The following is a 24,259-nucleotide window of genomic DNA, read 5'->3' on the forward strand; positions in this document are numbered from 1 at the left end:
AGCATGCGGAGGGAGCGATGCGAAAAGCGGTGTATGTTGTTGCCTGGGTGCTCGCCTTGCTTGTGGCGGCCGAGGCAGAGCCCATCCCTCTCAAGCGCGGCGTTGGCGTGCATCAGTGGCTCAACTGGTCGCCGGTGGAGAAAGACGGAACCTACGTTTGGCCGCCCTATCGCAGTGAAAAGGAGTGGCTTGCGGAAAGCAGGCCGCTCACCGACTGGCCGGCCGGGGAGGTGTTTGCCTACATCCGATCGATGGGCTTCGACTTCGTCCGGCTGAGCGTCGATCCCGGCCCGCTGCTTGCCAGCGGGGACGCCAAGCGGCAGCAGGCGCTGGACATACTTGCCGCCGCCGTCGAGCGGATCACGTCGACCGGCCTCAAGGTGGTTTTCGACCTGCATGGCGTCACTCAGATTCCCGACTACAGCATGGAGATGATCTATGGCGGCGCCGACAGCGAGGGCGTTGCCCGCTATCGTCAAATGGTTGTGGCGGTCGCCGCCATGCTGGTCAAGATAGGGACCGACAAAGTCGCCCTCGAACCTTACAACGAGCCCGCATACTACCCTTGCGATGCGAGCGGCAGCGATCACTGGCAGCGGATCATGGCAGGGACCGTCCACGACATTCGAGCGGTCAGCAGCGAACTTACCATCGTTGCAACCGGCGCCTGCGGCGGCAGCATTGCCGGATTGGTCAACCTCAGCCCCAGCTTTGATGACCCAAACCTCTATTACAGCTTCCATATGTATGAGCCGCACAGCTTCACCCACCAGCGGCCCGATGACACGATCAGCTTTGCTTCGGGACTTCCCTGGCCGGCCGACAGCAGTACACCCGAAGTGGTGACCGAAACCCTTAGAGCGCGGATGGAAGCTGCCGGCTTGAGCAGGGTCGAGCAGGTCATGAACATGGCCACCGCGCGCCAAGCAATCGCGAACTATTTCGAGCAGAACTGGGGCCAGAGCCAACTGGAGGCGAGCTTTCGCCAGGCTGTCGACTGGGCTGAAGGCCATGGCATTCCCAGCCGGCGGCTCTTCATGGGCGAATTCGGCGCTATCCTCATGTCCGCGGACGGCCGCATGGGCGCCTTTGAGGCCGACCGTTCGCGCTATCTCAAGGCAGTGCGCCGAGAGGCCGAACGCTTCGCGATCCCATGGTCTGTCTGGGAGTTCTCCAATCCCTATGGGATGAGCCTCATCCCGCCCGATGGCCCCCCGGTTCCCGACCCGGAGATGCTGCAGGCATTGGGCCTGCCATAGGTGCCGTCACTCCCTCTCACCGGTGAATAGCCGGCGGCGAACCTTGACCGCCGGGCCTGATCGAGGAACGGCCTGTGGCAGCTTTTCTCGCGGTTGGGTTGTGTTGGCACGAAGTGTTTAACACATTTGTTGTACTGAAGTGAGGAATGCGCGCGCCTAGGGGGAACGATGTGTGGAATTGCCGGATGGATCGGTCGAAGGGCTAAAAATCCACAAGAGCGGGCCGCCAGAATGTCAAACGCATTGCGGCATCGCGGTCCCGATGCCGAAGGCACCGAGATATTGGACCTGAATACCGGCGAGCAACAATTGGCATTGGTCCATCGCCGCCTGGCGATCATTGACCTGGCGCCCGAGTCAAATCAGCCGATGCAGATTGAGGACGGTCGTCTCAAAATAATTTTCAACGGAGAGATATATAACTACATCGAGTTGCGCCAGGAACTGATCGGCCTTGGCCATCATTTTCGAACGCGCTCCGATACCGAGGTGCTGCTCCGAGCCTACGATCAGTGGCGCTTGTCAATGTTCGACCGGCTGAGCGGCATGTTTGCCTTTGCACTCTGGGATGCTCAGAGGCAGGAATTGATCCTCGGCCGGGATCCCTTCGGGGAAAAGCCGCTTTACCTCATGCAAAGCGAAAGATTGCTGCTGTTTGCCTCGGAGATCAACGCATTGTTGTCGGCGCAGCAAGATGCGCAGCAACTCGATCTGGATGCCGTGGACGAGTATCTGAACTGGCGTTATGTGCCGGGACCACGCACGCTTTTTAAACAGATTCGCAAGCTCAATCCCGGAAGCTATGCTGTCTGGTCGCAGGGGGTAGTCAAGGAAACGCGTTACTATACGCCTCCGGACCAGGCGGCCCTGACCGAGCGGATCGACCGAAAAACCGCCAAGCGGCGATTTCTGGAACTGCTCGACCATTCCGTCGAGATCAGGATGCGCAGCGATGCACCTTTTGGAGCCTTTCTCTCCGGAGGACTCGACTCCTCGGCTATCGTCGCCCTGATGGCCAGGCATAGCGCCACGCCCATTCGCACGTTTTCCGTCGGGTTCGACGACGCAGCCTATAGCGAACTTGGATTCGCCCGGCGCGTTGCCGATCATTTCAAGACCGATCATTGCGAACTTGTCATCCAGCCAGGCGATCTGATGGATCACCTGCCCGCGATGGTTCGCCAACGCGGGGGACCTGTTTCGCAAAGCAGCGATATTCCAATTTACCTGATGTCGGAGCGCGCCTCGCAGGACATCAAGATGGTGCTCACCGGAGAAGGAGCCGACGAGCTTCTCGGCGGCTATCCCAAGCATCGCGCGGAATCACTGGCCGGGATCTACCAGTCGCTTGTTCCAGCCTCGCTGCACGATAACGTCCTTTCCCCTTTGGTACGCGCCATGCCGGGCGCGTCGGCCAAGGTCGATACGTTTGCCCGCACCGCGGGCGAAAGGGACTTTGCCGCCCGGATGGTCTCCTGGTTTGGAGCCGTTTCGGCGCAGCAGCGCGCTTGCCTGATCGGCGCGTCCGCAAATCGACGTTATGAGCGCAACGACTTTCCGTTCTCGTCAAGCGCTGCGGCCTCCCATCTTCGCCGCGTGCTGTTTTTCGATCAGACATCGTGGCTGCCTGACAATCTCCTGGAACGAGGCGACCACATGATGATGGCCGGTTCAATCGAAGGAAGAATGCCGTTCCTCGATCGCGACCTGGTTTCATTCGTCAGCAAATTGCCCGATCGCTACAGGCTGGGTTGGTTGCACAGCAAGCAGATCCTGCGCGACAGCATGGCCAATATCCTCCCGGAGGAAATTCTCAGCCGCCGCAAGGTCGGGTTCAAGGTACCGGTCGCCGAATGGTTTCGCGGATCGATGAGGAACTACGTGCATGACCATCTTTGCTCGCCTCACTCCGTCATCCGCAGCTATTTGAGCCCGAAACAGCTTGATCAAATCGTCTCGGAACACACCACGCGTGCTGCAGACCACGAAAAGCTGATATGGGCGCTGTTGAATTTGGAGATATTCCACCGCGAATTCAGGCTCGACGCGCCGCCGCGATCGTCGGCCTCAGCGCTTGACCGGTTGACGGCTTGACGCGGCCGACCGCCAGACATCGCAGATTGCGCCGACAAACGGGGCGAGCTCAAGCCGTTCCCGATGCACGGCCATGGCACCGGCACCAAGCTTTGCCCGCAGTGCCGGGTTCTCCACGAGGCGGCTCAGCGCCTCGGTCAACGCTGTAACATCACCTGGCGGCACCAGCAGCCCGGATTGCCCGTCGGTGATTATGTCTTCGACGGCGCCAACCGGGGTCGCCACCACCGCCAAACCGGCTGCCATGCCTTCGATCACCGACATCGGCAGATTTTCGGCGAAGGATGGAAGAACCAGAATATCGGCCGAAGAAATCAGCGATGCGACATCGTCCGGTCCCACCCAACCCGGAAAGGCGATCCGGTCTGCTATCCGCAGCGCGGCTGACTTTGCCCGTGCCGCCTCGACTTCGCCATCGCCGGCAATCGTGGCGCGCCAATTCTTGACAGAGCTCATGCGGTGCAGTGCCTCGAGCAATTGCGGTACGCCCTTGCGGTCGCCGATGCGGCCCAGGAACAGGATATGCACATGGTCGCCGCCGCCGACATGCGCCAGCGACGGGACTTCGGTCGCATTGGGCACGATCACGATATTGCCGGCTGCGCCCGGCGCCCGGCTGGCGACGAAATCGCGCCAAAGCCTGCCCAAAACGATCACCCGATCGGCATGCTCGAACAGAGCTTTGATACGGCGGCTTATGAAACCGCGGTCGGCTTTCCAGAATGTCTGATACTGCGCCCCGTGCAAATGCAGGACATAGGGTATCGACAGCAGCCGTGCGCAGGCGGCGATCACCATCTTGCGGTAGGTGCTCCCGGAAACTGAGATGTTGATATGAATGACATCGGCGCGTCCAGCCAGACGCGCTTTAAGCATCCGTAAGCAAAAACCGAGCATATAGAAGATCGAAAGTCCGACATGCCCCGGGCCACGACTGGCAAGGAAGCACACATCGATGTCGGCGATTTCTTGCCGTTCGAACTCCTGCTTCAGCGCCCCCATGATGCGGTCGATGCCGCCCTGCCCCGAAACGCCCGAGGGCGTCGCGACCAGGACATGTATTTTTCGATCGGATATGAGGCGCTGCAACATGATGGTACTCTAAATAACACAGACCGGGTAACTGCAAAGCAAACGTTCCCGATAAGGTTTACGGCAAATCTTTTAGTTCAAACTGAATCTGTTCACCCTTCGGCGTCATCGGGCTGGATTTTCCGCCAGTCGGCGGCTAGTCGAAGGTGAGTTTTCCAGGGACACGCCCTTGCTGCTCCGTTCCACGCTCATTTATGCTCCGGCGATCCTGCTGACGCGAATTTCGGCGCTGCTCCTGCTGGTCGTCGTGACGCGTTTGATCGACCAGACCGAGTATGGCCTGCTCACCCTGGTGGTGACCGTCGGCGAAATGACCGACATTGCCGTCACCAACTGGCTGCGCATCGCCTTGCTCAGGCTTGGCGGCAAGGGCGAAGTCAGCCGAGGCAGCCTGATGCTGGCCGGGCAGGTGTTGCTGGCCACCACGGCACTGGCGCTGGTCATATCGGTAGGCGCGTCGGCGGTGATCGTGCCTGAACGCTGGGTCGAGTTCGCGATCGCGGTCTGCGGCTATCTGGTCGCCGGATCCATCAGCCGTTTCGCGTTGACGGTGCTGCAGATGCAGCAGCGCCATTCGGTCTATTCGATGCTCGAAGCCCTGCGTGCCCTGCTGCAACTGGCGTTACCGATCGGCGCTATCCTTGTCTTTCAGGATAGCTTTCTGACGGTGTCGCTCGGCTCGAGCCTCGGCGCCTTGATTGCCGGCATCGTGGCGGGCATCATGGCATCGCGACGGCTCGTTGCCGGTCCGCCGCGCTTCACCCACAGGGACTTCTTTGCGCTCGGTGTGCCGCTGATCATCATGGCGCTGGTTGGCTTCGGGCTCAACAGTGCGGAGCGTCTGTTCCTCAAGATCTATTACGACGCCAGCGCTGTCGCGATCTTCGCCGCAGCCTATGCGCTGGCCCGCCAGCCGATCGACATGGTTGCCAACGCCATCAACATGGGCGCCTTTCCCGAGGTGGTCAGCCGGTTCGACGAGGACGGGCCCGCGGCATCGGGTCGTTTGCTGTCGCAACTGATGGCGCTGATGATGCGGCTTTGCCTGCCGATTGCAGCGATGCTGGTCGCGCTCAGCAGCGATATCACTGAGCTCATGCTGCCCTCGCAATATCACGGCCGCTTCGGCCTGCTGTTTCCGATCATTGCCTTCAGCGTGCTGTGTGCCAACCTCACCAGCTTCGTCTATGGCGTCGTGGTGCACGCGCACAAGCGGCCGTGGCTGCTGATCATCGCCAATCTCTTCGGCTCGGTGGCAACAATCGCATTGTCCCTGCTGTTGATCCCCCCGATGGCGGAGATCGGCGCCGCTTTGGCGCTGGCGGGCGGCTCGGTGGTGGGCTCCATAACCTGCATTATCATCAGCGAGCGACTCACACCGGTGCCGGTGCCATGGCGCGACATCGGTGTCTCGGTGGTCATCTCGCTCAGCACGGGGGTGGCCGCCAAGCTTGCCAGCATGGTTGCGGGCGACGTGCCGGCGATCTTCTCGCTTGTCGCCGGCGGCACTGCCGGTGCTGCGGTTTTCTTCGGGCTGACCTCGTTGTTCCACCCTGTGGCAGCGACGCAATTCGTCGCGCAGCTGCGGGCGCGGCTGCGGATCGCGTAAAGCGAAGTCCAGGGTCAACGCCTGTTTTGTGGGGGAACGCGAAACTATAAACCGGCGTTTCGGCGCCAGCGACGCTCCCAGAACTCCCGGCACAGCAGTCCCGCATAGGCAGTGTTGGTGTCGTAGTAGCGGCGCCACAAGCGTCGCGGCTCCTGGACGACGCGGAACAACCACTCCAGGCCGGCCGCTTGTATCAGCTTCGGCGCACGGGCAACCTTGCCCCCATAGACGTCGAAACTGCCGCCCACGCCCATCACGAAGCTTGAGGCGAGTTCATCGCGGTAGCGTTTGAGAAAGCGTTCCTTGCGCGGTGTCGGCATGGCCACCAGCAGGCAGTCGGCGCCCGAGGCGTTGATCGCCGCGACGATCCCGGCCTCGTCCTCCGGCTTGAAATAGCCGTTGCGCATTCCCGCTATGACGAGGCTCGGATGGTCCTTGGCAAGTCTCACTACAACCGCGTCGAGAACGTGCTGTTCGGCCCCCAGCAGATACGGCCTGAATCCACGCTTCGCGCAGAGGCTCAGCAGATTGATCATGATGTCGACGCCCGCCACCCGCTCGGGCAGCGCGACGCCGCACAGACGTGCACCCCAAAGCACGCCGATGCCGTCGACATTGACCACGTCCGCCCCGGCCACGTCCTCGCGCAGCTCGGCATTCTGGCGCATGGTCACCAGCTTGGCGACGTTCACGACCACATGATGCAGCGGCCGCCCCAGGGTCATCGCCTCGTCGGCGATGGCCAGTGTCTCGGCCATGGTCAGCGCATGGATCGGTGCGCCAAGGAACTCCCGGCGCCGTGATGCCAACAGGGAATGCTGCGCCCATGCCGGGGCGTGCGCGTTCATGCGGCCTGCTCCCTTGCAAGCGTCACTTGTGCGACCTCTGGTTTCTTGCCTTCGATGCGGGCGTCGGGCTTGCGTGCCTTGCGCCACGTCCACAGACCCCTCGTATCGACGAGCTTCTTGTCCTTGAGCGCTTCGGGGTCGACCAGATTGAACTGCCGATGGTCGACCAGGAGGACGACGATATCGGACTTGTCGATGGCCGAAAGTGCGTCGGTGAACACGATGCCCCTGCCCTCGAGCTCATGCGGCAGCGCATTTGTGTTGGGTTCAGCCGCAATGATCTTCACATTGGGGATATCGGACAGAAGTTTCACCACCTCGACGGCCGGGCTCTCGCGCAGATCGTCGATATTGGCTTTGAAGCTGAGGCCAAGACAGGCGATCGTTTGCTTGCGGGAGGGGTCGAGCAAGGCCTCGATATCCCTGACCACCGACATCGGCCGCTCGGAATTGATCCGGCGTGCCGAAGCCATCAGCCGCGTGCTGTTGGGTGCGGCGTCGATGATAAAATATGGATCGACCGCAATGCAGTGACCGCCGACGCCCGGGCTCGGCTGGAGGATGTTCACGCGAGGGTGTCGATTGGCGAGATCGATCACTTCCCATACATTGAGCGACAGATCCTGACACACGGCGGCAAGCTCGTTGGCAAAGGCGATGTTGACGTCGCGGAACGCGTTCTCCGTCAGTTTCACCAGCTCAGCACTTTCGGCCGTTGTCATGAACAGGTCGCCGGTGACGAAGGTCGAATAGAGTGCCGCGGTCCGCTCCGACGATTTGCGGGACAATCCGCCGATCGAGCGATCGTTGTTGATCAGCTCGGTCAGCACCTTTCCCGGCAGCACACGCTCGGGCGAATAGGCGACCAGCACATCGGCGTCTTCGCCATGCTGGACAGGAAATTTGAGATCAGGCCGCAACTCGGCAAGCAGCCCGGTCATGATACGCGTGGTTCCAACCGGCGATGTCGATTCCAATACCACAAGGTCTCCCCGCTTCAGCACGGGGGCGATGCTTCGTGCCGCCGCGAGCACGTAGGTCACGTCCGGCTTATGATCGGGGGTCATCGGGGTCGGCACGGCGATGATATAGGCGTCCGCCGGCTGCGGCGTGCTGTAGGCCATGAGCTTGCCGTTCGCCACGACCTTCTGGATCAGACCGTCAAGGTCCGGCTCGACGATGTGGATTTCGCCGCGATTGACCTTCTCGACCACCGCTCCGTTGACATCGACGCCGATGACGTTGAGCCCGCGGCTGGCGAAAATGGCGCAGGTCGGCAGGCCGATATAGCCCATGCCGATTACGGAAACGGTTCTTATTTCAGCCATGATGCAGCAGTTCCTCAACAATCCGGTTACTGGCCCGGCCATCGCCATATGGGTTGTGTCGTTCCGCCATGCCGAGATAGGCAGCCCGATCGTCGAGCAGGCGATTGGCGTTGAACAGGATTTTCTCGACATCGGTCCCGACAAGACGGGCGGTGCCGGCCACGATCCCCTCGGGTCGCTCGGTATTTTCGCGCATCACCAGCACCGGCTTGCCGAGCGAAGGCGCTTCTTCCTGCACGCCGCCGCTATCGGTAAGCACCAGATAGCTCTGCTTCTGCAGGTACAGGAACGGCAGATAGTCCTGCGGCTCGACCAGATAGATGTTCGGCACGCCTTCCAGCTCTGCGTTGACCACCGAGCGCACATTGGGGTTTGGATGGACAGGGTAGACGATCTGCACGTCTCCGCGCGCCGCCAATCCCTTCAACGCCGTACAGATGCGCTGGATGCCGCCGTCGAAATTCTCGCGGCGATGTCCGGTGACGAGGATCATCTTCTTGGAAGGGTCGAGGAAGGGGAAGCTGGCAGCGAGCTTCGCGTTCATCAGCCTGTCGGCATCGATCGCGCTTGAAAAATGCAACAGCGTGTCGATCACGGTGTTGCCGGTCACGAAGATGCTGCTTTCGGCCTTTCCTTCGGCGATGAGATTGTCGCGCGCTTGAACGGTCGGCGCAAAATGCCAGGTGGCGATGTCGCCGGCAATCTTGCGGTTCAGTTCTTCAGGAAACGGCGAGTTGATGTTGTGGCTGCGCAATCCTGCTTCGACATGAGCGACGGGGATACGCTTGTAGAAGGCAGCCAGAGCCGCGGCCATCGCCGTGGTGGTGTCGCCCTGCACCATGACGATATCGGGCTTCGCCTTGTCCAGCACCTCGGCCATGCCTAGGAGCACGCGCGAGGTCACATCGAACAGCGACTGGCCGGGTTGCATGATGTTGAGATCGTGGTGCACAGGCAAGCCGGTCAGTTCGACAACCTGGTCGACCATTTCACGATGCTGGGCGGTTATGCATATTTCGGTGATGAAGCCTGGATGAGCAAGGGCGGCACGCGCCACTGGAAAGCATTTGAGTGCCTCCGGCCTAGTGCCGAACACAATCAGCAGTTTCTGCCTGGATGGCAGTTTTGGACGTGAAAGGACGTTCATCGCTGATCCTGGTCGCCTGCAGCCTTCGGGACATGCCGACTATTGCCCGCAAGAGCCATAATAGCGCCGGAAAGCGCCTTCGTGATCTCAATTCTTAATATATGATTAACAACCAAGGCCGCGTTCTCCCGGGTTAACTCTTGTGAAAGGTTGGGCTGACAAGTAGTCTATGGCAGTAGTCTTGAAAAAGAATATATTGGATTGACTAATATTTTAATCATCGGCCACGCCGACGCATCCCGGCGCTGGGAAAATGAGCTTCTGGCGCGGTTGAGTGCGGCTGGACATGCGGTTTCGAGTTGCCGCGCGCCGACGCCTGAACCCAATGCGCGCACGATGGATAATGTGCTGGCGCTCGAGGGCCGGCGCTTCGGCCCCTCACTGGCAAGCCGTTCCCGGCCGTTGCCGTCCGGCGACACCGGCCCAGTCGATCTTATAGTCGATCTCACCGCTACCGCCGCACGACGGCGCACGCCTGTCCTGACGCTCGAATTTTGCGGCCAAAGCAGCTTTGCCGCGGGCATGACCGAGATGCTGGCGAGCAGGCGGTTGCCTGAACTCACCGCGCGCCTCGACGGCGTTGCCGTCGCCAGGGCGCGGCCGATGATCAGCGACCGGTTGTGGCTGTCCCGGATCAGCAACGACCTGCTCGCCGGCGCCATCTCCCTGATTGCCCAATGTGTCGCCCGCTTTTTCGCGGGCAAACTTGCGCCGATTATTGAGAGCCCGGCGCCGCCCCTGCAGAAAGGCGGATTTATCAGGCACTATCTGCCCTTTTTCAGCAGGGGGTTGGTCGACCGCGCCGTGCAAAAACTGCGACGTGGTCGGCGCCCCTTCTATTGGCAGGTTGCTTACCGGCTGATCGACGGTCCAGGCGTCGCCGAAACCGGACAGCTGGATGGCAAGCCGTTCACCGTGCTTGCCGATGACGGGCAGCGATTCTACGCCGATCCGTTCGTCCTCGAGCGCGACGGCCGCCACTATCTTTTTGTTGAGGACTTTCCCTACGCCACCGGCCGCGGCGTGATTTCTGTCGCCGAACTTGGCACCGACGGCACTTTCGGCGTGCCGAAAGTGGTGCTGGAGGAAGCGCATCACCTGTCATATCCGCAGGTGTTCGCTCACTCCGGCGAGATTTTCATGATCCCTGAAAGCGCTACGGCGCGAGAACTGGTGCTCTACCGTGCCGTGCAGTTTCCGGATCGCTGGGTACGCGATACGGTGCTGATGACGGACAGGGATTTCAACGACGCCACGCTGCTTGAATCCGACGGCCGCTTCTGGCTGTTGGGGACTGAGCGGTTCGGTCACGGCAGCGCATCCGACACGATGGCCGTCTATTCCGCTCCGGCGCTGCGTGGACCCTGGGCTGCGCACGCGCTCAATCCGGTCGCCGTCGATCACTCGGCCACTCGGCCCGGCGGCGCCTTTATCCGCCAGGACGGCTCGCTGCTGCTGCCGGTGCAAAACGGCTCGAGAGCCTATGGTGGCGGCCTCGGCTTGATGCGGCTGGATCGGCTTGACGATTTCGACGTCCGTTTTGAACTGCCCCGCCCCATCGAGCCGGGGCCGGCATGGGCTCGGGCGGGCATCCACACGCTCAATCGCGCCGGCCGTGTCGAGGTCGTGGACAGCGCCGGCTGAGCGGATCCGAGGCCCGTGCTTAACGGATCTCAGTCGGCTTCAATGCAGCGACCGAAGACTGGTCCCTGTAGGCAAGCAGCAACACCACGATGATCGTCATGTCCGGCGTTTTTGACGAAAGCGCGTTGTTCGACAGCGCGGCAAGCAAGAACGTTATGGTGCCGATCCACGCGGGCAGCGGCGCCCCGCGCAGCAGCCGGAAGACAAACCAGAATATCAGCGCTGTAAACAGCAGGGCTATGGGCAGGCCGAAGAGCAAGATAATTACCACAGGCGCGCTTTCGATGTAGGGCAGATGCAGCTTCTGCCTGACGATCGCCAGCAGGTCGTCAACGTTCATGCCGAACAGGATGTCGTTCCAGCTGACTAGTCCGAATACCTGGTAAATGGTCACCCGGGCCATGAAGTTTTCGTCGAAGATGGTGTTGCTGAACCGATTCAGCAGACCGCCCGCAAACAGTACAGCTACGAGCACCGCGCCACCGGCGACGGTGAACATCAGTACGAAAAATTTGGCCTGCCGCTCGTATTTGAGCGATAGGCCCGGCCAGGGCACGAACAGTAGCAGAATGAGGATTTCCGCCGTGGCGAGCATCAGCGCAGCGCGAGCGCCTGACGCAGCGCAACCGATGAACAACAGGAAGATCGCCATCACCCGCACCCAGATGCGCCAGTGCGTCAGCGGCACGAATCCGATAGTTGTGGCGCAGAGCGCGCCCAGTGCCAGCGGATGGGACGACAGGCCAGTTGGCCTGAATTGCAGTTCGTTCAAGCCATAGGGCAACAACCGATGTTGAGTCACCGCCTCGATGGTGCCGATGACAGCGCTCAGGATCGCCATTCCAAGCACGACGTCGCCCAACGCCCGCCGCACCTCTGCATTCAATGCCAGCATCAACAGGCCTGTGGCGCCGGCCACCAGATAGGTATCGATGATGAAGCCGGAGGAGCCCGCACGGCCGGTAACGAACAGATAAGGCACCAGCGCGAACATCAGCACCGAATAGCGGATCAACGCCTTGAATATTCCAATTTCATCGCCGTGCAGCAGAAACGGCCGGCTGAAAAGAACGATAGGAAGCAGCAGGATGATCGCATAGGTGCCGAAATGCAGCTTTTCGTAGAACGAGCCTCCCTGGGCCGTATAGTCGACGACCATGTTCATCACTTGCGGCGACACCGTAAAGCGAAGCAGGAGCGCGAACGCTGCGCATAGGAAAAACAGCAGCGACAGCGCGTTGTGACGGCGCGCTCGACCGGACAACACTCGTTCCGAAGCGGCAGCGGGATAGCTCATGGCCCATCCAAATGGCGATATTCGAACGGCATTCTGGGCGACGAAATCCCTTCAGCGTCCGCCAAGCGGACCGTGTGAACGGCAAAATGGGCCAACTTGGAAAATAAGATGTTAACGATGTTTCTGTAGAGCAGGCCAAGCGTAATGATTTAACAAGGGTTGTCACCATGTCTGCCGGTTCCGGCACACCCCCTATCTCCGCAACGGCTTCCAATAACAGTGCATTCGAGCGCATCGCCAATGCACGGCGCAGGGCATTGCTGCAACAGCATGGCCCAGTCGCGGCGCTAAGCTCCGCGCCGGTGACGCCGCAACCTCCAGAGCCTGTCGCGACTGTGACCCTGGACAAGATCGGCGATTTCCTCGAGCTCGATTTTCGACGCCTGTTCGTGTGGCTGCGGGCCGGCCTCGCCCTGGCCTTCATGCTGGCGGTAATCGGCGGCATTGTCGGTGGCGCGTATGCATTGCTGAGCAAGCAGCGTTACACCGTCACGACCGAGGTTCTCATCAACCCATCCAATTTGCAGGTTGTGGAAAACGACCTCTACTCGCAACCGGGCCAGGTCGATAGCCAGTTGCTCAGCACGCGCAGCAAGCAGCGCATCCTGACCTCGGGCAATGTGCTTTCCCGTGTGGTGGACGAACTGAATCTGACTCACGATCCAGAATTCTTCGATCCGGACCGGAGCACATCCTCGTCTGGCGCTGTGGCGAAGCCCGACCCGAGGCTTATTGCCTTGAAGAACCTGGCGGACCGGGTAGACGCCATCGCGGATCCGACCTCGTTTGTCACAACCCTCTCGGTATCTGCGGAAACCACCGCCAAGGCGATCCTGATCTCGCAGGCCATAGTCAAAAACTTCCAGGAAGAACTGGCCAAGGCGGAAGCTGCCGGCGCCAGCCGTGCCGCGGCTGCCCTTGACAGCCGGCTTGGCCAACTCAAGAGCGACGTGCAGGCAGCCGAAGAGAAGGTCGAGAGCTACAGGCGCAGCCACAACCTGTCGTCCAGCAATGGCCAGCTCGTCAGTTCGCAGACGCTGACGCAGCTCAATGGCGAAATCGTCGATGCGCAATCGCGTGTCATCGCCGCGCAGGCAAGCTACGACGCCCTGGTTGCCTCCGGTATTAACGGGGCCAATCCCGACCCCACGGTTTCGGAAGCGCTCGCGGCGCTGCGCGACAGGTCAAACAGCCTGCGGCAGCAGATCGACTCACAGTCGATGACCTTCGGTCCGCGCCACCCGACGATTGTCAGGCTCAGGACGGAACTCGAGACCGTCAACTCGCAACTCCGGGCCGAGTTCTCCCGCACCATCGGCACGGCAAAGGCCAGCCTGGACAAGGCCAGGGCCTCGTTGGCTTCTCTCAACGCCAGGATGAACGATCTGAAGAGCAATGTATTCACCGACAGCGAATCCGAAGTCGCCCTGCGTGAACTTGAACGCGATGCCGCGTCGAAGAGAGCGGTCTATGAGAGCTTCCTGTCACGTGCGCGCCAAATCAGCGAGCGCGAGCAGATCGATACCACTAACGTACAGGTGATTTCGACCGCGGTGCCCCCGCCCGCGCGCTCATGGCCCCCGCGCACTGCCCTGGTGGCAGGCGCCGGAGCGTTCGCAGGCTTTGCCCTGGGGATGCTGCTGGCCATCGGGATGGGCATCATCCGGGACATGCGCCGGCCGCCGAACCGACCAGGCCTTGCCGCCAGCCGAGCCTGAAGCAAGGCATGGCGAAGCGCATCGTTTTCCACATCGCCAGCCTGAGGGGCGGCGGCGCCGAACGTGTTTTCGTCCTGATGGCAAATGAACTGGCGTCGCGTGGCCACGAGGTCACGCTTTTTACCTGGAACGCGGAAGGTCCTAACGCCGCGCTGCGTTCCGCTGCCGTGCATCTGGTCGACTTCGGCCTTCTCTTGCGCGGCGAGGGTTACGCCAAGTCGGCGACGCTGAAAGGCATCGTGCGAAGCGCAAATTTGTTGCGCCGCCTTGATCCTGATGCGGTCTATAGCGCCCCGGAATTCGCCAATCTGGTGATGGCGCTGTCACTCATGTTGGCCAGAAGCCGGGCAAAATTCTTTCCAAGTTTCCATGCCGCCGCCTCGCTGCCTGCCAGCGGCCTCGGCGCGAGGCTGGCGATCTGGCTTTCCGCGCTGGTTGCAGCGCGTGCAACCAAAGCCATCGCCGTTTCAGCGGGTGTCGGCCGTGACATCATCGCCCGCGGCTTTCCCGAATCCAAGGTCGTCGTCATTAACAACCCGCTGCCGCCGGCTGAAGCACCGCAGGGGAATTCTTATGCCTGGCAGGCAGCATTGGCGGCGATGGGCGATGTGCCGGTCATTGCCACCGCCGGGCGCCTGGTACCGGTCAAGGACCACCGGACTTTGCTGCGGGCCTTCGCTGCCTTGCGCGCCGGCCGCCCCGCCCGGCTTGTTATCTTCGGCGAAGGTCCGCTGGCTGCCGAATTGCACGCCTATGCCGAAGAGACCGGCATAGACGGGGACGTGCTCTTTGCCGGCTATGTCAACGATCCCGCGGCTTGCTATGCCGCGGCTGATCTGTTCGTTCTGTCATCGACCAGCGAGGGCTTCGGCAATGTGCTGGTCGAGGCCATGGCCGCCGGTGTCCCGGTAATCTCCACCGATGCTCCGCATGGCCCGCGCGAAATACTCGGTGACGGCCGCTTCGGCACCTTGGTGCCGGTCGGTGACGCCGCGGCCCTGGCGAAGGCGATGGCCGAGATGCTGGACCACCCCACCCCTGCTGCCGTGCTGAAAAACAGGGCGGCGGATTTCACAGTCGACAAGATTGGCGATCAATACGAAGCGTTGCTCTAGTCATTACGCACTGCCAGTAGATCGCGGTGGGATGCGGTCGACGTGGTCGGGCTTTGATTGCGATAATCTCTTTACGGGCTGGGGCGCAACGAATTTATCGTGAGACATTCCCTCGTTCCTTGAGTTGTTGGGCGAGGAAATCCTTGACCGAATCGAGAACCGCATCCCGTTCATGAGATACGCCTGGCAGCAAATCGAAGCGCACGCGCGCCCCCGCCTCCTCGAACGATCGACACAATGCCATGAGGCGTTCCGGCCGTGTCCGCCCCGCATCGTTGGCGCCCGGCATCCAATGGGTGCTGCCTTGGACATGAGTGATTTCCCAAGTCTCCAGGTCAGCGTCGCCGACGATCATCTGGAAAGGCACTTTTGCCAGCGCTGCGGCATCGAAGGTGATGCCGAACTTCTCCGGCAGATCGCGAATGCCCACCCACCAGTCACGCGTCGGATCGAGCAAGGTCACCGAGCCTGGCGCGCCGATTGAGGCCGCCCAGAGCCTGTCGGGATGCAGAATAGCAAAACGATGCGTGAAATGCCCGCCGCCGGAAAATCCGAACATGGCAAAGCGGCTCCAATCCTGACTGTATTTGGCGCTGACCTCCTCAACCATGGCGAGCAGCACCTGATCGTAGCGTATGTTGCCCTCGAGCAAATATTTGTATCCGCTGCGGGCATCATCCCCGAGAACGCCGATTGGAAACAGCGGACACAAAACGGCGCAGCCGTTCCAGCGTCCGAACTCGGAAAACGCATCGCGGAATCCAAGAAAAGAGGTGCGGCCGGTGCCATGGACAGCGACCATCAGATCGACTTTGGCCCCTTCCCCAACCGCGGGAGGCACATACAGGCAATAGTGAAAGCGCGGGTCTGATTTGGAAGCAAAGATGGCGGTCGCGCCAAGGTCATAGGTAGCGCGACCGCGATCCGCGACAGGCCCCCTGGCAACGCTTGTCAAATCGATAACTCCTTAATAGGCCCGGCATTCCGGCAACAATATACCGGTCGGCCGACCGCGTGAACTGGAGGCGCCTCCAGGCAGCCGCGAGGAGGACCTCGTCGTGCATCGGAAGCAGGGCGCCGGCGGGGCGATCAGGGGCAAAAAGAATGCCTCCGCCAACGCCTCGGGAAGCCGCCATTAACTTTTCGTTAACCATGCCGGGCTAGCCTTAACCAATCAGTAAGGACTCGCCTCTGTGACCTGCGTCGCTCCCATCCAAAACAAGTCCATACGCTTTCGAGCGCGCTCGTTTGTAGCCTTCACCCTCACCCCTGAGGCCCCGCTAGGGGAATGGCTGCAAAGCCTCGATCACTGGACCGAAAACTCTCCCGGCTTCTTTGCCGGCCGCCCGGTCGTGCTCGATCTGAATATACTCAAGCCCGAGGTGGGCGAGATGCGGGATCTGGTCTCACAGCTCGCGGAGCGCGGGATTCGCATTTACGCGATCGAGGCCGATGGCAATGTTGCTCTCGGTGCCGATCTGCCGCCGCTCCTCGTTGGCGCCAAGGAGGCCACCGCCGACGCGCTTTACGTGCAGCCGGACCCGAAGGCCGCAGCTGAGGCCAAGACGGAAGAGCCGCAGGCGCCGAACTCATTGATGATCAAGGCACCGATCCGCTCCGGCCAGTCGATCTTTCATCCCGATGGCGATGTGGTCATTGTCGGCTCCGTCAGTTCCGGTTCCGAGATCATCGCCGGAGGATCGATCCACGTCTACGGCACGCTGCGTGGACGTGCGTTCGCCGGCGCCACGGGAAATTCCGCGGCTCGCATCTTTTGCCGGAAAAACGAAGCCGAACTTCTGGCGGTGGACGGCTGGTACCGCACTGCCGAGGAGATGGACGCCTCCTCGCGAGGAAGGCCGGTACAGGCCTTTCTCGAGGACGGCGCACTTTGCGTCGCACCGCTCAACTAACAACATTGGAGGCACAAATATGGGCAAGGTAGTGGTTGTCACATCCGGCAAAGGGGGTGTCGGCAAGACGACCTCGACGGCCGCTCTCGGCGCCGCGGTCGCGAAAACCGGCAAGCGGGTGACTCTCGTCGATTTCGACGTCGGCCTGCGCAACCTCGATCTGATCATGGGTGCCGAGCGGCGCGTTGTTTTCGATATCGTCAACGTCATTCAGGGAACCGCCAAGCTTTCGCAGGCGCTGATCCGTGACAAGCGACTCGAAACGCTGTTCCTGCTGCCGGCCTCGCAAACGCGCGACAAGGATGCTCTCACCGAGGAAGGCGTCGCCGACGTCATCGACAAGCTGCGCTCCGTTTTCGACTACGTCTTCTGCGACAGCCCGGCCGGCATAGAGCGGGGCGCGCAACTTGCCATGCGCTTTGCCGACGAGGCGGTAATCGTCACCAACCCGGAAGTGAGCTCGGTCCGCGATTCCGATCGCATCATCGGCCTGCTCGACTCCAGAACGATGAAAGCCGAGCAAGGTGAATCGATTGTCAAACACGTCCTCGTCACGCGCTACGATGCTGCGCGCGCTGCCCGCGGCGAGATGCTGAGCATCGACGACGTGCTCGAGATCCTGTCGACGCCCTTGCTGGGAATAATTCCCGAGAGCCAGGACGTGCTGCGCGCATCCAATGTGGGCGCGCCGGTTACGCTCAGCGAAAACACTAACCCCGCCGCACGCGCCTATATCGACGCGGCAAGAAGACTCGAGGGCGAGGACCTGCCGGTCATTCTGCCTTTCGAACGGAGGGGCCTCCTCGACCGGCTGTTGGGAAGGAGGGCAGCATGAACCTGCTCGATATCTTCAAGCGCCGCGGCAGCGCGCCGGTGGCGCGCGAGCGCTTGCAACTGCTGTTGGCCTACGAGCGTCGAAGCCGCAACCAGCCCGATCTCGTCTCGGTGTTGCGCGAGGAGATCATGGCGGTGATCGCCCGGCATGTTCAGGTCGACCAGGATTTCCTGCAGGTGAGCATGGATCACGGCGAAACGACGTCGAGATTGGAGATCGACATCCAGATCCCTAACAAGGTCGCAATGCCCATGGCCGCGGCGTTCTAACGGAATCCTCCGGCCAGGGCTTGCGTCGGCTGCTGCCGAGGTTGCGGCGCCGTGGTTGGCGTGTTTGACCCGGTCGCCACCGGCAAGTTCTCGCAATTCGAGGACAATAACCACTCCCTCACCAAAACCCCGCGGCCGTTTCCAGCCGCGGGGGCCTTGGGAGGGCCTTTCGAAACCCGTGATCAAATGTTGGCGAGCAATTCGTTGACGCGGCTTTCCATGTCGGCAAGCGCGGTATCGACGTCCTTCTGGCCACTGATTGCTGCACTCATCTCTTCGCCGATAATGTCCTGGATCGCAAACTGACGCTGTACGGCGGACGGCAGCGGCTTGCCGAGATCAGCGACCGCAGAGATCGTGTTGCGATGCGGCAGTGCCTTGAAAGCGTCCGAGGTGATGACGGCCTTGTAGGCCGGCAAGTGGCCGGTGCGCGACCATTCGAAGTCGTTGTCGGCGAAGAACTTCAGGAATTTACCGATAGCCGCGATCTGTTCAGGCGTGCGGTCTTTCTGCGAAACGGCCCAGGTGTGGCCGTCGGCATATTGCGCGTGGGCGCCGCGAAACAGCTGCGGATACGGATAGACCGCATAGCCGCCCTTGTTGAGCGCCGTACCCTTGGTCTCGGACTGGGCGTTGTAATCGCCGACCACCCAGGTGCCGTTAAGGTGGACGCCACCCTCGCCGGCAAGGAAGGCGTTGATCGAGCCGCCATAATCGAGATCCTTGGTGGTGTAGCCCTTCTCGAAGATCGCCTTGTACATCTCGACGACCTTCTTGGCTTCCGGCGTATTCAACTTCACATGCTTCGGATCGGCGAAGAAATCGGAATCCTGCTGGAAAAGATAGGTGTAGAGGTTGCGTGTGTAGAGTGCAGTCTCATTGGTCAGGTTCTGGACGAAATAAGGCTTGCCCGTCTTCTGCTTGAACTGTTCGGCCTGGGCGAGCAGTTCCTCGGGCGACTTTGGAAAAATCGGCGTGCCGTCGGCATTGACCAGGCCGGCTTGTTTGAAAAGATCCATGTTGACGTGATAGAGCATCGTCCAGCTGTCGATCGGCAGGCCGTAGATCTTGCCGTCTTTGGTGGCGCCATTGCGCGCCGCGTCGGTGAAGGCGTCGGTTGTCACGCCGACCGACTTCAAGAGATCGTCGAGCGGCATCAACAGGCCCTTCGACTGATAATCCGACAGTACGGATTCATGGATCGTGACGATGTCCGGAGCGTCGCCTGAAGCGAACTGCGCGGTCAGCTGATCATAGCCGGGCCATTCCACGGTGGTGACGTTGACATGGACATCGGGATTGTCGGCGTTGAACTTGTTGATCAGCGACGTGATGATGCCGCATTCGCCAACGGCCTTGGTGGCATCGGTGTTGGTGCCGAAATCGGCATCGCAGGCGCCGAAAAAGCGCTGCACGCTCAGCTCCGTGGCCGCGAAGCTTGGACTTGCGAGCATCATTGCGCCCGCAGAGACTGCGGCAAACAGTATTTTCTTCAGTTTCATATCAGTTCCTCCTACTGAGTTTCCGCCGCTCCACCCTGGATTGGCTTTCGTGCTTCAATCGCTGCGTATTCCCCGGCCGTCAGGCAATCTTCGTTATCTCACCGCAGCGCCGGAGACCGCCGTGACGATGTATTTCTGGAAGAACAGGTAGACGATCAGGATCGGTGCACCGGCGAACACCGCCTGCGCCATCAGGAAGCCGATGCCTTCGGACTGGGCGAAGTTGGTCTGGGTCGAGGCCATGCCGACCGTCAGCGTGAACATGTCCTTCCTCGTCGCCGAAATCAGCGGCCAGAAGTAGTCGTTCCAGGCGCCGAGAAAGGTGAAGATGCCGAGCGTCGCCTGCGCAGGCAGCGTGAGCGGCAGAAGCACCTTCCAGAAAATTCTGAGCCGGCTGGCGTTATCGAGCATGGCGGCTTCGTCCAGCTCCTTCGGGATGGCCTTGAAATACTGGGTCATCAGGAAGACACCGAACGGAGCCGAAAGGCCCGGCAGAATGAGCCCTTGATAGGTGTTGTGGAACTTCAGCATGCTGAATATCTGGTGACGGGCGACAAGCACGGCCTGTTCCGGGACCGCCAGACCGAACAGAACGATCACGAACAGCACGTCTCGGCCGGGGAAATTCAGCCGTGCAAAACCGTAGCCGGCGAGCGACGACAGGATCAACGTGCCGAGCGTCAATCCGCCCGAGACGATGATGCTGTTGCGCACCCAGATGAACACGGACGAGGTGCCGACGGTGTTGATGTAGTTCTTCAGCGTATAGGGTACGTGAAACACCGAGTTCGGATCGGCCATCAGCTCCGTATTGTCCTTGAGTGACAGGCCGATGACCCACAGAACCGGCGCGATCATGACGATCGAAAGCAGGATGACCAGGGCCAATAACAAATGGTCGCCAAATGCCCGGCCCTTGATGGAAGCTGCTGGGGCGCTCATGCCTGGTCTCCCCTGCTGCGTGTCACCAGGTACTGGGCCATGGCCGCGACCAGGATGAGGATGAACAGGATTTCCGATGCAGCGGCGCCCAGGCCGAGATCCCAGCGACGGAATGCGGTATCGTAGATATAGAGCACGATCGGCTTGGTCAGATTGTTCGGACCGCCGCGCGTCATTAGCCAGGCCTGGCCGAACAGCTGGAATTGCAGAACGATCTGGATGATGATCACCAGGATGAAGGTCCGCTTGATCGACGGCAGCGTGATCGACCGTAGCGTCTGCCAGCGATTGGCATTGTCCAGCGCTGCCGCCTCGTAAATGTCCTGCGGGATCTGCTGGAGTGCTGAGAGAAAGAGCATCATCGGCAGGCCGATGCACCACCAGATGGTGGCAATGGCGATGCCGATCATCGCAAGGCTGGGGTCGGAAATGAAGGCCGGAGCCGTTGCGCCGAACCATCCGTAGATCGTCGACAACAGGCCGACATTCGGAATGAAGACGATGCGCCAGATCAGCGTGACGATGGTGACCGATAGCACCGACGAGGAAAAGAACAGCGTCCGCAAAACCGCGGCAGCGCGCGTGCGGCGGTTGAGGCAAAGCGCCAGGAAAAGGCCGATCAGCGCCAGCGTCGGCACCGTCAGAAGCACGAAATAGAAGGTGTTCCAGATCGATTGCAGGAAGACCTTGTCGTGATACAGCCTGGAGTAATTGCCGAGACCGACAAAATTTCCGGACGAGAACGTGTCGGCCTTGTGGAAACTCAGCCACATCCCCCAGAGCAGCGGGAAGAGCAGCAGCGTGGTGAAGAAGAACAAGAATGGCGCAACGAAAATGACGTTTCGCCATTGCGGCGCATAGATGTCGGCGGTAGGGGCTCTGACGCCGACAGCAAGCGTCGCGGTCGGGGACATCGCCAGCCGGTCAGCCATCTCAGGCCTCCCTCGCATGCCAGGCGCGGCCGGTCTCGTTGAACAGATGCGATTTCTGGCCGTCAAAAGCGAGCCCGATTCTGTCGCTGACGGCGACGCGGCTGTTGCCGGCATCCGAGCCGACGATCTGCTGGCCATCGCCCAACCGCGCGTAGATCAGGGTGCGTTCGCCGAGCCGCTCGAGCACATCGACCACGCCGCCGGCATTGCCCTGTCCCGCGGCAACGATGCGCACGTCTTCAGAACGGATGCCGAAAGTGTACTTGCCATCGGTCAGTTGGCTGGAGGCGATCTCGGTCTGCACCGAGACGCCGTCCGCAAACCTGGCCGTGGCGTTCTCGCCGGATCTGTCAAGCGTCGCATCGACGAAGTTCATCGCCGGCGCGCCGACGAAACCCGCGACGAATTTGGTCGCCGGGCGCTCGTAGATCTCCATCGGGGTACCGATCTGGTCGATCTTGCGATTGTTCATGACGACGATGCGGTCGGCCAGCGTCATTGCCTCGACCTGGTCATGGGTGACGAAGATCATCGTCGATTGCAGCCGCTGGTGAAGCTGGGCAAGCTCGATGCGGGTGCGGGTGCGCAACGCCGCATCGAGATTGGAAAGCGGCTCGTCGAACAGAAAGGCCTTCGGCTCCTTGACGATCGCACGGCCGATGGCGACGCGCTGGCGCTGACCGCCGGAGAGCTGGCCCGGCTTGCGATCGAGCAGATGCGGCATTTCCAGGATGCGGGCGGCTTCATTGATGCGCGCCTCGATGACCTTGCCTGGTACGCCGATATTCGCAAGGCCGAAGGCCATGTTGTCGCGCACCGTCATATGCGGATAAAGCGCATAGGATTGGAACACCATGGCAATGCCGCGCTTGCCCGGCGGCAAATGATCGATGCGCTCGTTGTTGATGGCAATCTCGCCGCTATCGACAGCTTCGAGCCCGGCGATCATTCGAAGAAGCGTCGATTTTCCGCAGCCGGACGGGCCTAGGAACACGATGAATTCGCGTGCCCTTATGGAGAGCGACAGATGATCCAGCACCGTCATGGCACCGAACTGCTTGCTCACGTTCCTGATCTCGATATCGGCCGTCACGTCGACGCTCCTCCTCAGCGTTTGCGCTTTCTCGATGATCCGCCTGAACTCAGAGCCTCAGGCGTATGACCTGGTAGGAATAGGCGGGCAGTGACAGGCTCAGCTTGCCGCCGGCGAGCGAGGCGCCCTCACCCTTCCTGGGGCCGATATTGCCAGGGTTTTCGGCCGAATTGACGGCTTTCAGATCGGCGTGTGCCATCACCTGGTGATCGACGATCTCCGCCGCGCCGAAGCCGGTGAGGTCGACCACTGTTTCGATTGCCTCGCTCGAATGGCGGTTGACGGCGAAGAAGGTGACGTGGCCGGTTTGCCTGTCGTGCACGCCGGCAACATCGACATAGGCGACGTCGCCCGCAACGCTGGATTTGTAGGTCGGGCTTTCCACCTTGAGATCCAGCGCATTGCCGCGACCATAGTTAGAAGCAAACAGATAGGGATAAAAAATCGTCTGTCGCCATGCCGGGCCATTCGGAACGGTCATGATCGGCGCGATGACATTGACCAGTTGTGCCAGGCAGGCGATCTTGACGACATCGGAGCGGCGGATGAAGGTGTTGAGGATCAGGCCGACCTGCAGCACATCCTCGAAATTATAGATGTCTTCGAGCAACGGCGGGGCGAACGGCCAGCCGTTGCTGCCGCCGAGTATCTTCCTGTCCTGCTCCTTGGAATGGTACCAGACGTTCCATTCGTCGAACGAGATGTAGACCTGCTTGTTGGAGCGCTTCTTGGCCTTGATATACTCGATGACGCCGGCGACCGAGACAATGTAGTCGTCGAGCTTTTCGCTCATGGCGAGATAGTTCGGAGCGTCGTTGGCTTCGTTGTCGAAATACATGTGCAGCGAGATGTAGTCGACCTCGTTGTAGGTATGGTCGAGAACCGTCGCTTCCCATTCAGGGTAGGTCGGCATCTTGGCATTCGAAGAGCCGCAGACCACAAGCTCGAGTGACTTGGAGAAGGCACGCATGGCCTTGGCCGTCTCATGCGCCAGCCGGCCATACTCGTCCGCGGTCTTGTGGCCGATCTGCCAGGGGCCATCCATTTCATTGCCGAGGCACCAGAGCTTGACGTCGAACGGCTCCTTGCGGCCGTTGGCGATGCGCCTGTCGCTCCATTTGCTGCCGCCGGGATGGTTGGCGTACTCCAGCAGGTTGCGGGCTTCATCGAGGCCGCGCGAGCCGAGATTGACGGCAAGCATCATCTCGGTGTTGGTGCAGGTGCACCAATCGGCAAATTCATGCAGGCCGACTTCGTTGCTTTCCGATGTGTGCCAGGCGAGGTCGAGGCGCACTGGGCGCTGTTCCTTGGGGCCAATGCCGTCTTCCCAATTGTAGGCCGAGACGAAATTGCCGCCGGGATAGCGGACGATCGGAACATTGAGTTCCCTGACGAGATCGATGACGTCCTGACGCATGCCGCTGGCATCCGCTGTCGGATGGCCGGGCTCATAGATGCCGGTGTAAACTGCCCGCCCCAGATGCTCGATGAAGGATCCGTAGAGCCTCGGATCGATTTCCGAGACGACATAATGCGGATGAGCCGTAACGGCTGCCTTCATGCATTCCTCCCATCGATATCACAAACGATGATTTAAATCATCTTGCCCGATATCAAAGAGG

The 24,259-nt window shown here is 60.8% G+C and carries 20 protein-coding genes; 9 read left to right on the top strand and 11 right to left on the bottom strand.

Translation table 11 applies throughout. The features are described 5' to 3' along the window. Positions 1–17 precede the first annotated feature (17 nt). Entirely contained in the window at positions 18–1,259 is a 1,242-nt protein-coding gene (locus tag NKI59_RS10730) for a glycoside hydrolase family 5 protein (protein WP_352679233.1), read from the top strand. Between the two features lie 168 nt (positions 1,260–1,427). Next, the gene (asnB, locus tag NKI59_RS10735) at positions 1,428–3,353 is read left to right on the top strand and encodes an asparagine synthase (glutamine-hydrolyzing) (RefSeq protein ID WP_352699406.1); all 1,926 of its coding nucleotides are present in this window, start codon (positions 1,428–1,430) and stop codon (positions 3,351–3,353) included. On the opposite strand, the gene NKI59_RS10740 is transcribed toward asnB, so the two are convergent. Beyond that, positions 3,327–4,445: a glycosyltransferase family 4 protein gene (locus tag NKI59_RS10740; RefSeq protein WP_352679239.1), complete on the bottom strand. Its 1,119-nt coding sequence runs from the start codon at positions 4,443–4,445 to the stop codon at positions 3,327–3,329. The genes asnB and NKI59_RS10740 overlap by 27 nt on opposite strands. A gap of 169 nt (positions 4,446–4,614) precedes the next feature. Between NKI59_RS10740 and NKI59_RS10745 the strand changes: the two genes are divergently transcribed. Then, the gene (locus NKI59_RS10745; RefSeq protein ID WP_352704076.1) at positions 4,615–6,054 is read left to right on the top strand and encodes a lipopolysaccharide biosynthesis protein; all 1,440 of its coding nucleotides are present in this window, start codon (positions 4,615–4,617) and stop codon (positions 6,052–6,054) included. A 44-nt stretch (positions 6,055–6,098) separates the two neighbouring features. On the opposite strand, the gene NKI59_RS10750 is transcribed toward NKI59_RS10745, so the two are convergent. Genes NKI59_RS10750 through wecB form a run of 3 tightly spaced genes read right to left on the bottom strand, consistent with a single transcriptional unit; the run spans position 6,099 to position 9,377 of the window. Then, complete coding sequence (locus tag NKI59_RS10750; protein ID WP_031211886.1) at positions 6,099–6,902, bottom strand: WecB/TagA/CpsF family glycosyltransferase; 804 nt, start codon at positions 6,900–6,902, stop codon at positions 6,099–6,101. Continuing rightward, the gene (wecC, locus tag NKI59_RS10755; protein ID WP_352704077.1) at positions 6,899–8,230 is read right to left on the bottom strand and encodes a UDP-N-acetyl-D-mannosamine dehydrogenase; all 1,332 of its coding nucleotides are present in this window, start codon (positions 8,228–8,230) and stop codon (positions 6,899–6,901) included. Before wecC ends, NKI59_RS10750 begins: the two co-directional genes overlap by 4 nt. Then, complete coding sequence (gene wecB, locus NKI59_RS10760; protein WP_352704080.1) at positions 8,223–9,377, bottom strand: non-hydrolyzing UDP-N-acetylglucosamine 2-epimerase; 1,155 nt, start codon at positions 9,375–9,377, stop codon at positions 8,223–8,225. Before wecB ends, wecC begins: the two co-directional genes overlap by 8 nt. A 201-nt stretch (positions 9,378–9,578) precedes the next feature. Here wecB and NKI59_RS10765 point away from each other — a divergent pair, with 201 nt between their 5' ends. Beyond that, entirely contained in the window at positions 9,579–11,021 is a 1,443-nt protein-coding gene (locus NKI59_RS10765; RefSeq protein ID WP_352704082.1) for a glucosamine inositolphosphorylceramide transferase family protein, read from the top strand. A 19-nt stretch (positions 11,022–11,040) separates the two neighbouring features. Here NKI59_RS10765 and NKI59_RS10770 read toward each other — a convergent pair whose 3' ends face one another. Then, entirely contained in the window at positions 11,041–12,318 is a 1,278-nt protein-coding gene (locus NKI59_RS10770; protein ID WP_352704083.1) for a VpsF family polysaccharide biosynthesis protein, read from the bottom strand. 167 nt (positions 12,319–12,485) lie between these two features. Here NKI59_RS10770 and NKI59_RS10775 point away from each other — a divergent pair, with 167 nt between their 5' ends. Continuing rightward, positions 12,486–14,036, top strand: a complete 1,551-nt coding sequence (locus tag NKI59_RS10775) for a GumC family protein (protein ID WP_352704086.1) — start codon at positions 12,486–12,488, stop codon at positions 14,034–14,036. Between the two features lie 8 nt (positions 14,037–14,044). After that, positions 14,045–15,151 carry a glycosyltransferase gene (locus tag NKI59_RS10780; RefSeq protein ID WP_352704088.1) on the top strand — a complete coding sequence of 369 codons (1,107 nt, stop codon included), beginning with the start codon at positions 14,045–14,047 and terminating at the stop codon, positions 15,149–15,151. Positions 15,152–15,245: 94 nt separating this feature from the next. On the opposite strand, the gene NKI59_RS10785 is transcribed toward NKI59_RS10780, so the two are convergent. After that, positions 15,246–16,106, bottom strand: a complete 861-nt coding sequence (locus NKI59_RS10785) for an alpha/beta hydrolase (protein WP_352569035.1) — start codon at positions 16,104–16,106, stop codon at positions 15,246–15,248. Between the two features lie 238 nt (positions 16,107–16,344). Between NKI59_RS10785 and minC the strand changes: the two genes are divergently transcribed. Genes minC through minE form a run of 3 tightly spaced genes read left to right on the top strand, consistent with a single transcriptional unit; the run spans position 16,345 to position 18,168 of the window. After that, positions 16,345–17,064 (top strand): septum site-determining protein MinC, encoded by a 720-nt coding sequence (gene minC / locus NKI59_RS10790; RefSeq protein WP_352569034.1) that lies wholly within the window; start codon positions 16,345–16,347, stop codon positions 17,062–17,064. A gap of 19 nt (positions 17,065–17,083) precedes the next feature. Beyond that, positions 17,084–17,899 (top strand): septum site-determining protein MinD, encoded by an 816-nt coding sequence (minD, locus tag NKI59_RS10795; protein ID WP_352704091.1) that lies wholly within the window; start codon positions 17,084–17,086, stop codon positions 17,897–17,899. Continuing rightward, a complete protein-coding gene (gene minE / locus NKI59_RS10800) occupies positions 17,896–18,168 on the top strand; it encodes a cell division topological specificity factor MinE (protein WP_023677151.1) in 273 nt (90 codons plus the stop codon). The genes minD and minE overlap by 4 nt, the downstream gene beginning before the upstream one ends. A 182-nt stretch (positions 18,169–18,350) precedes the next feature. Here the strand turns inward: minE and NKI59_RS10805 are convergent, their stop codons facing one another. The 5 genes from NKI59_RS10805 to arfA all read right to left on the bottom strand — a co-directional run bounded on the left by NKI59_RS10805 (position 18,351) and on the right by arfA (position 24,198). After that, on the bottom strand, positions 18,351–19,670 hold the full coding sequence (locus NKI59_RS10805) for an ABC transporter substrate-binding protein (RefSeq protein ID WP_352704093.1): 1,320 nt from the start codon (positions 19,668–19,670) through the stop codon (positions 18,351–18,353). Positions 19,671–19,763: 93 nt separating this feature from the next. Further along, positions 19,764–20,612: a carbohydrate ABC transporter permease gene (locus NKI59_RS10810; RefSeq protein ID WP_352704095.1), complete on the bottom strand. Its 849-nt coding sequence runs from the start codon at positions 20,610–20,612 to the stop codon at positions 19,764–19,766. Then, positions 20,609–21,526: a carbohydrate ABC transporter permease gene (locus tag NKI59_RS10815; RefSeq protein ID WP_502901044.1), complete on the bottom strand. Its 918-nt coding sequence runs from the start codon at positions 21,524–21,526 to the stop codon at positions 20,609–20,611. Before NKI59_RS10815 ends, NKI59_RS10810 begins: the two co-directional genes overlap by 4 nt. 19 nt (positions 21,527–21,545) lie before the next feature. Then, a complete protein-coding gene (locus tag NKI59_RS10820; protein ID WP_352704100.1) occupies positions 21,546–22,637 on the bottom strand; it encodes an ABC transporter ATP-binding protein in 1,092 nt (363 codons plus the stop codon). 49 nt (positions 22,638–22,686) lie between these two features. Next, positions 22,687–24,198: an arabinosylfuranosidase ArfA gene (arfA, locus tag NKI59_RS10825; RefSeq protein WP_352704102.1), complete on the bottom strand. Its 1,512-nt coding sequence runs from the start codon at positions 24,196–24,198 to the stop codon at positions 22,687–22,689. Positions 24,199–24,259 lie beyond the last annotated feature (61 nt).

The organism is Mesorhizobium sp. M0598 (genome assembly GCF_040320865.1).
In the GTDB taxonomy this organism is placed as follows: Bacteria; Pseudomonadota; Alphaproteobacteria; order Rhizobiales; family Rhizobiaceae; genus Mesorhizobium.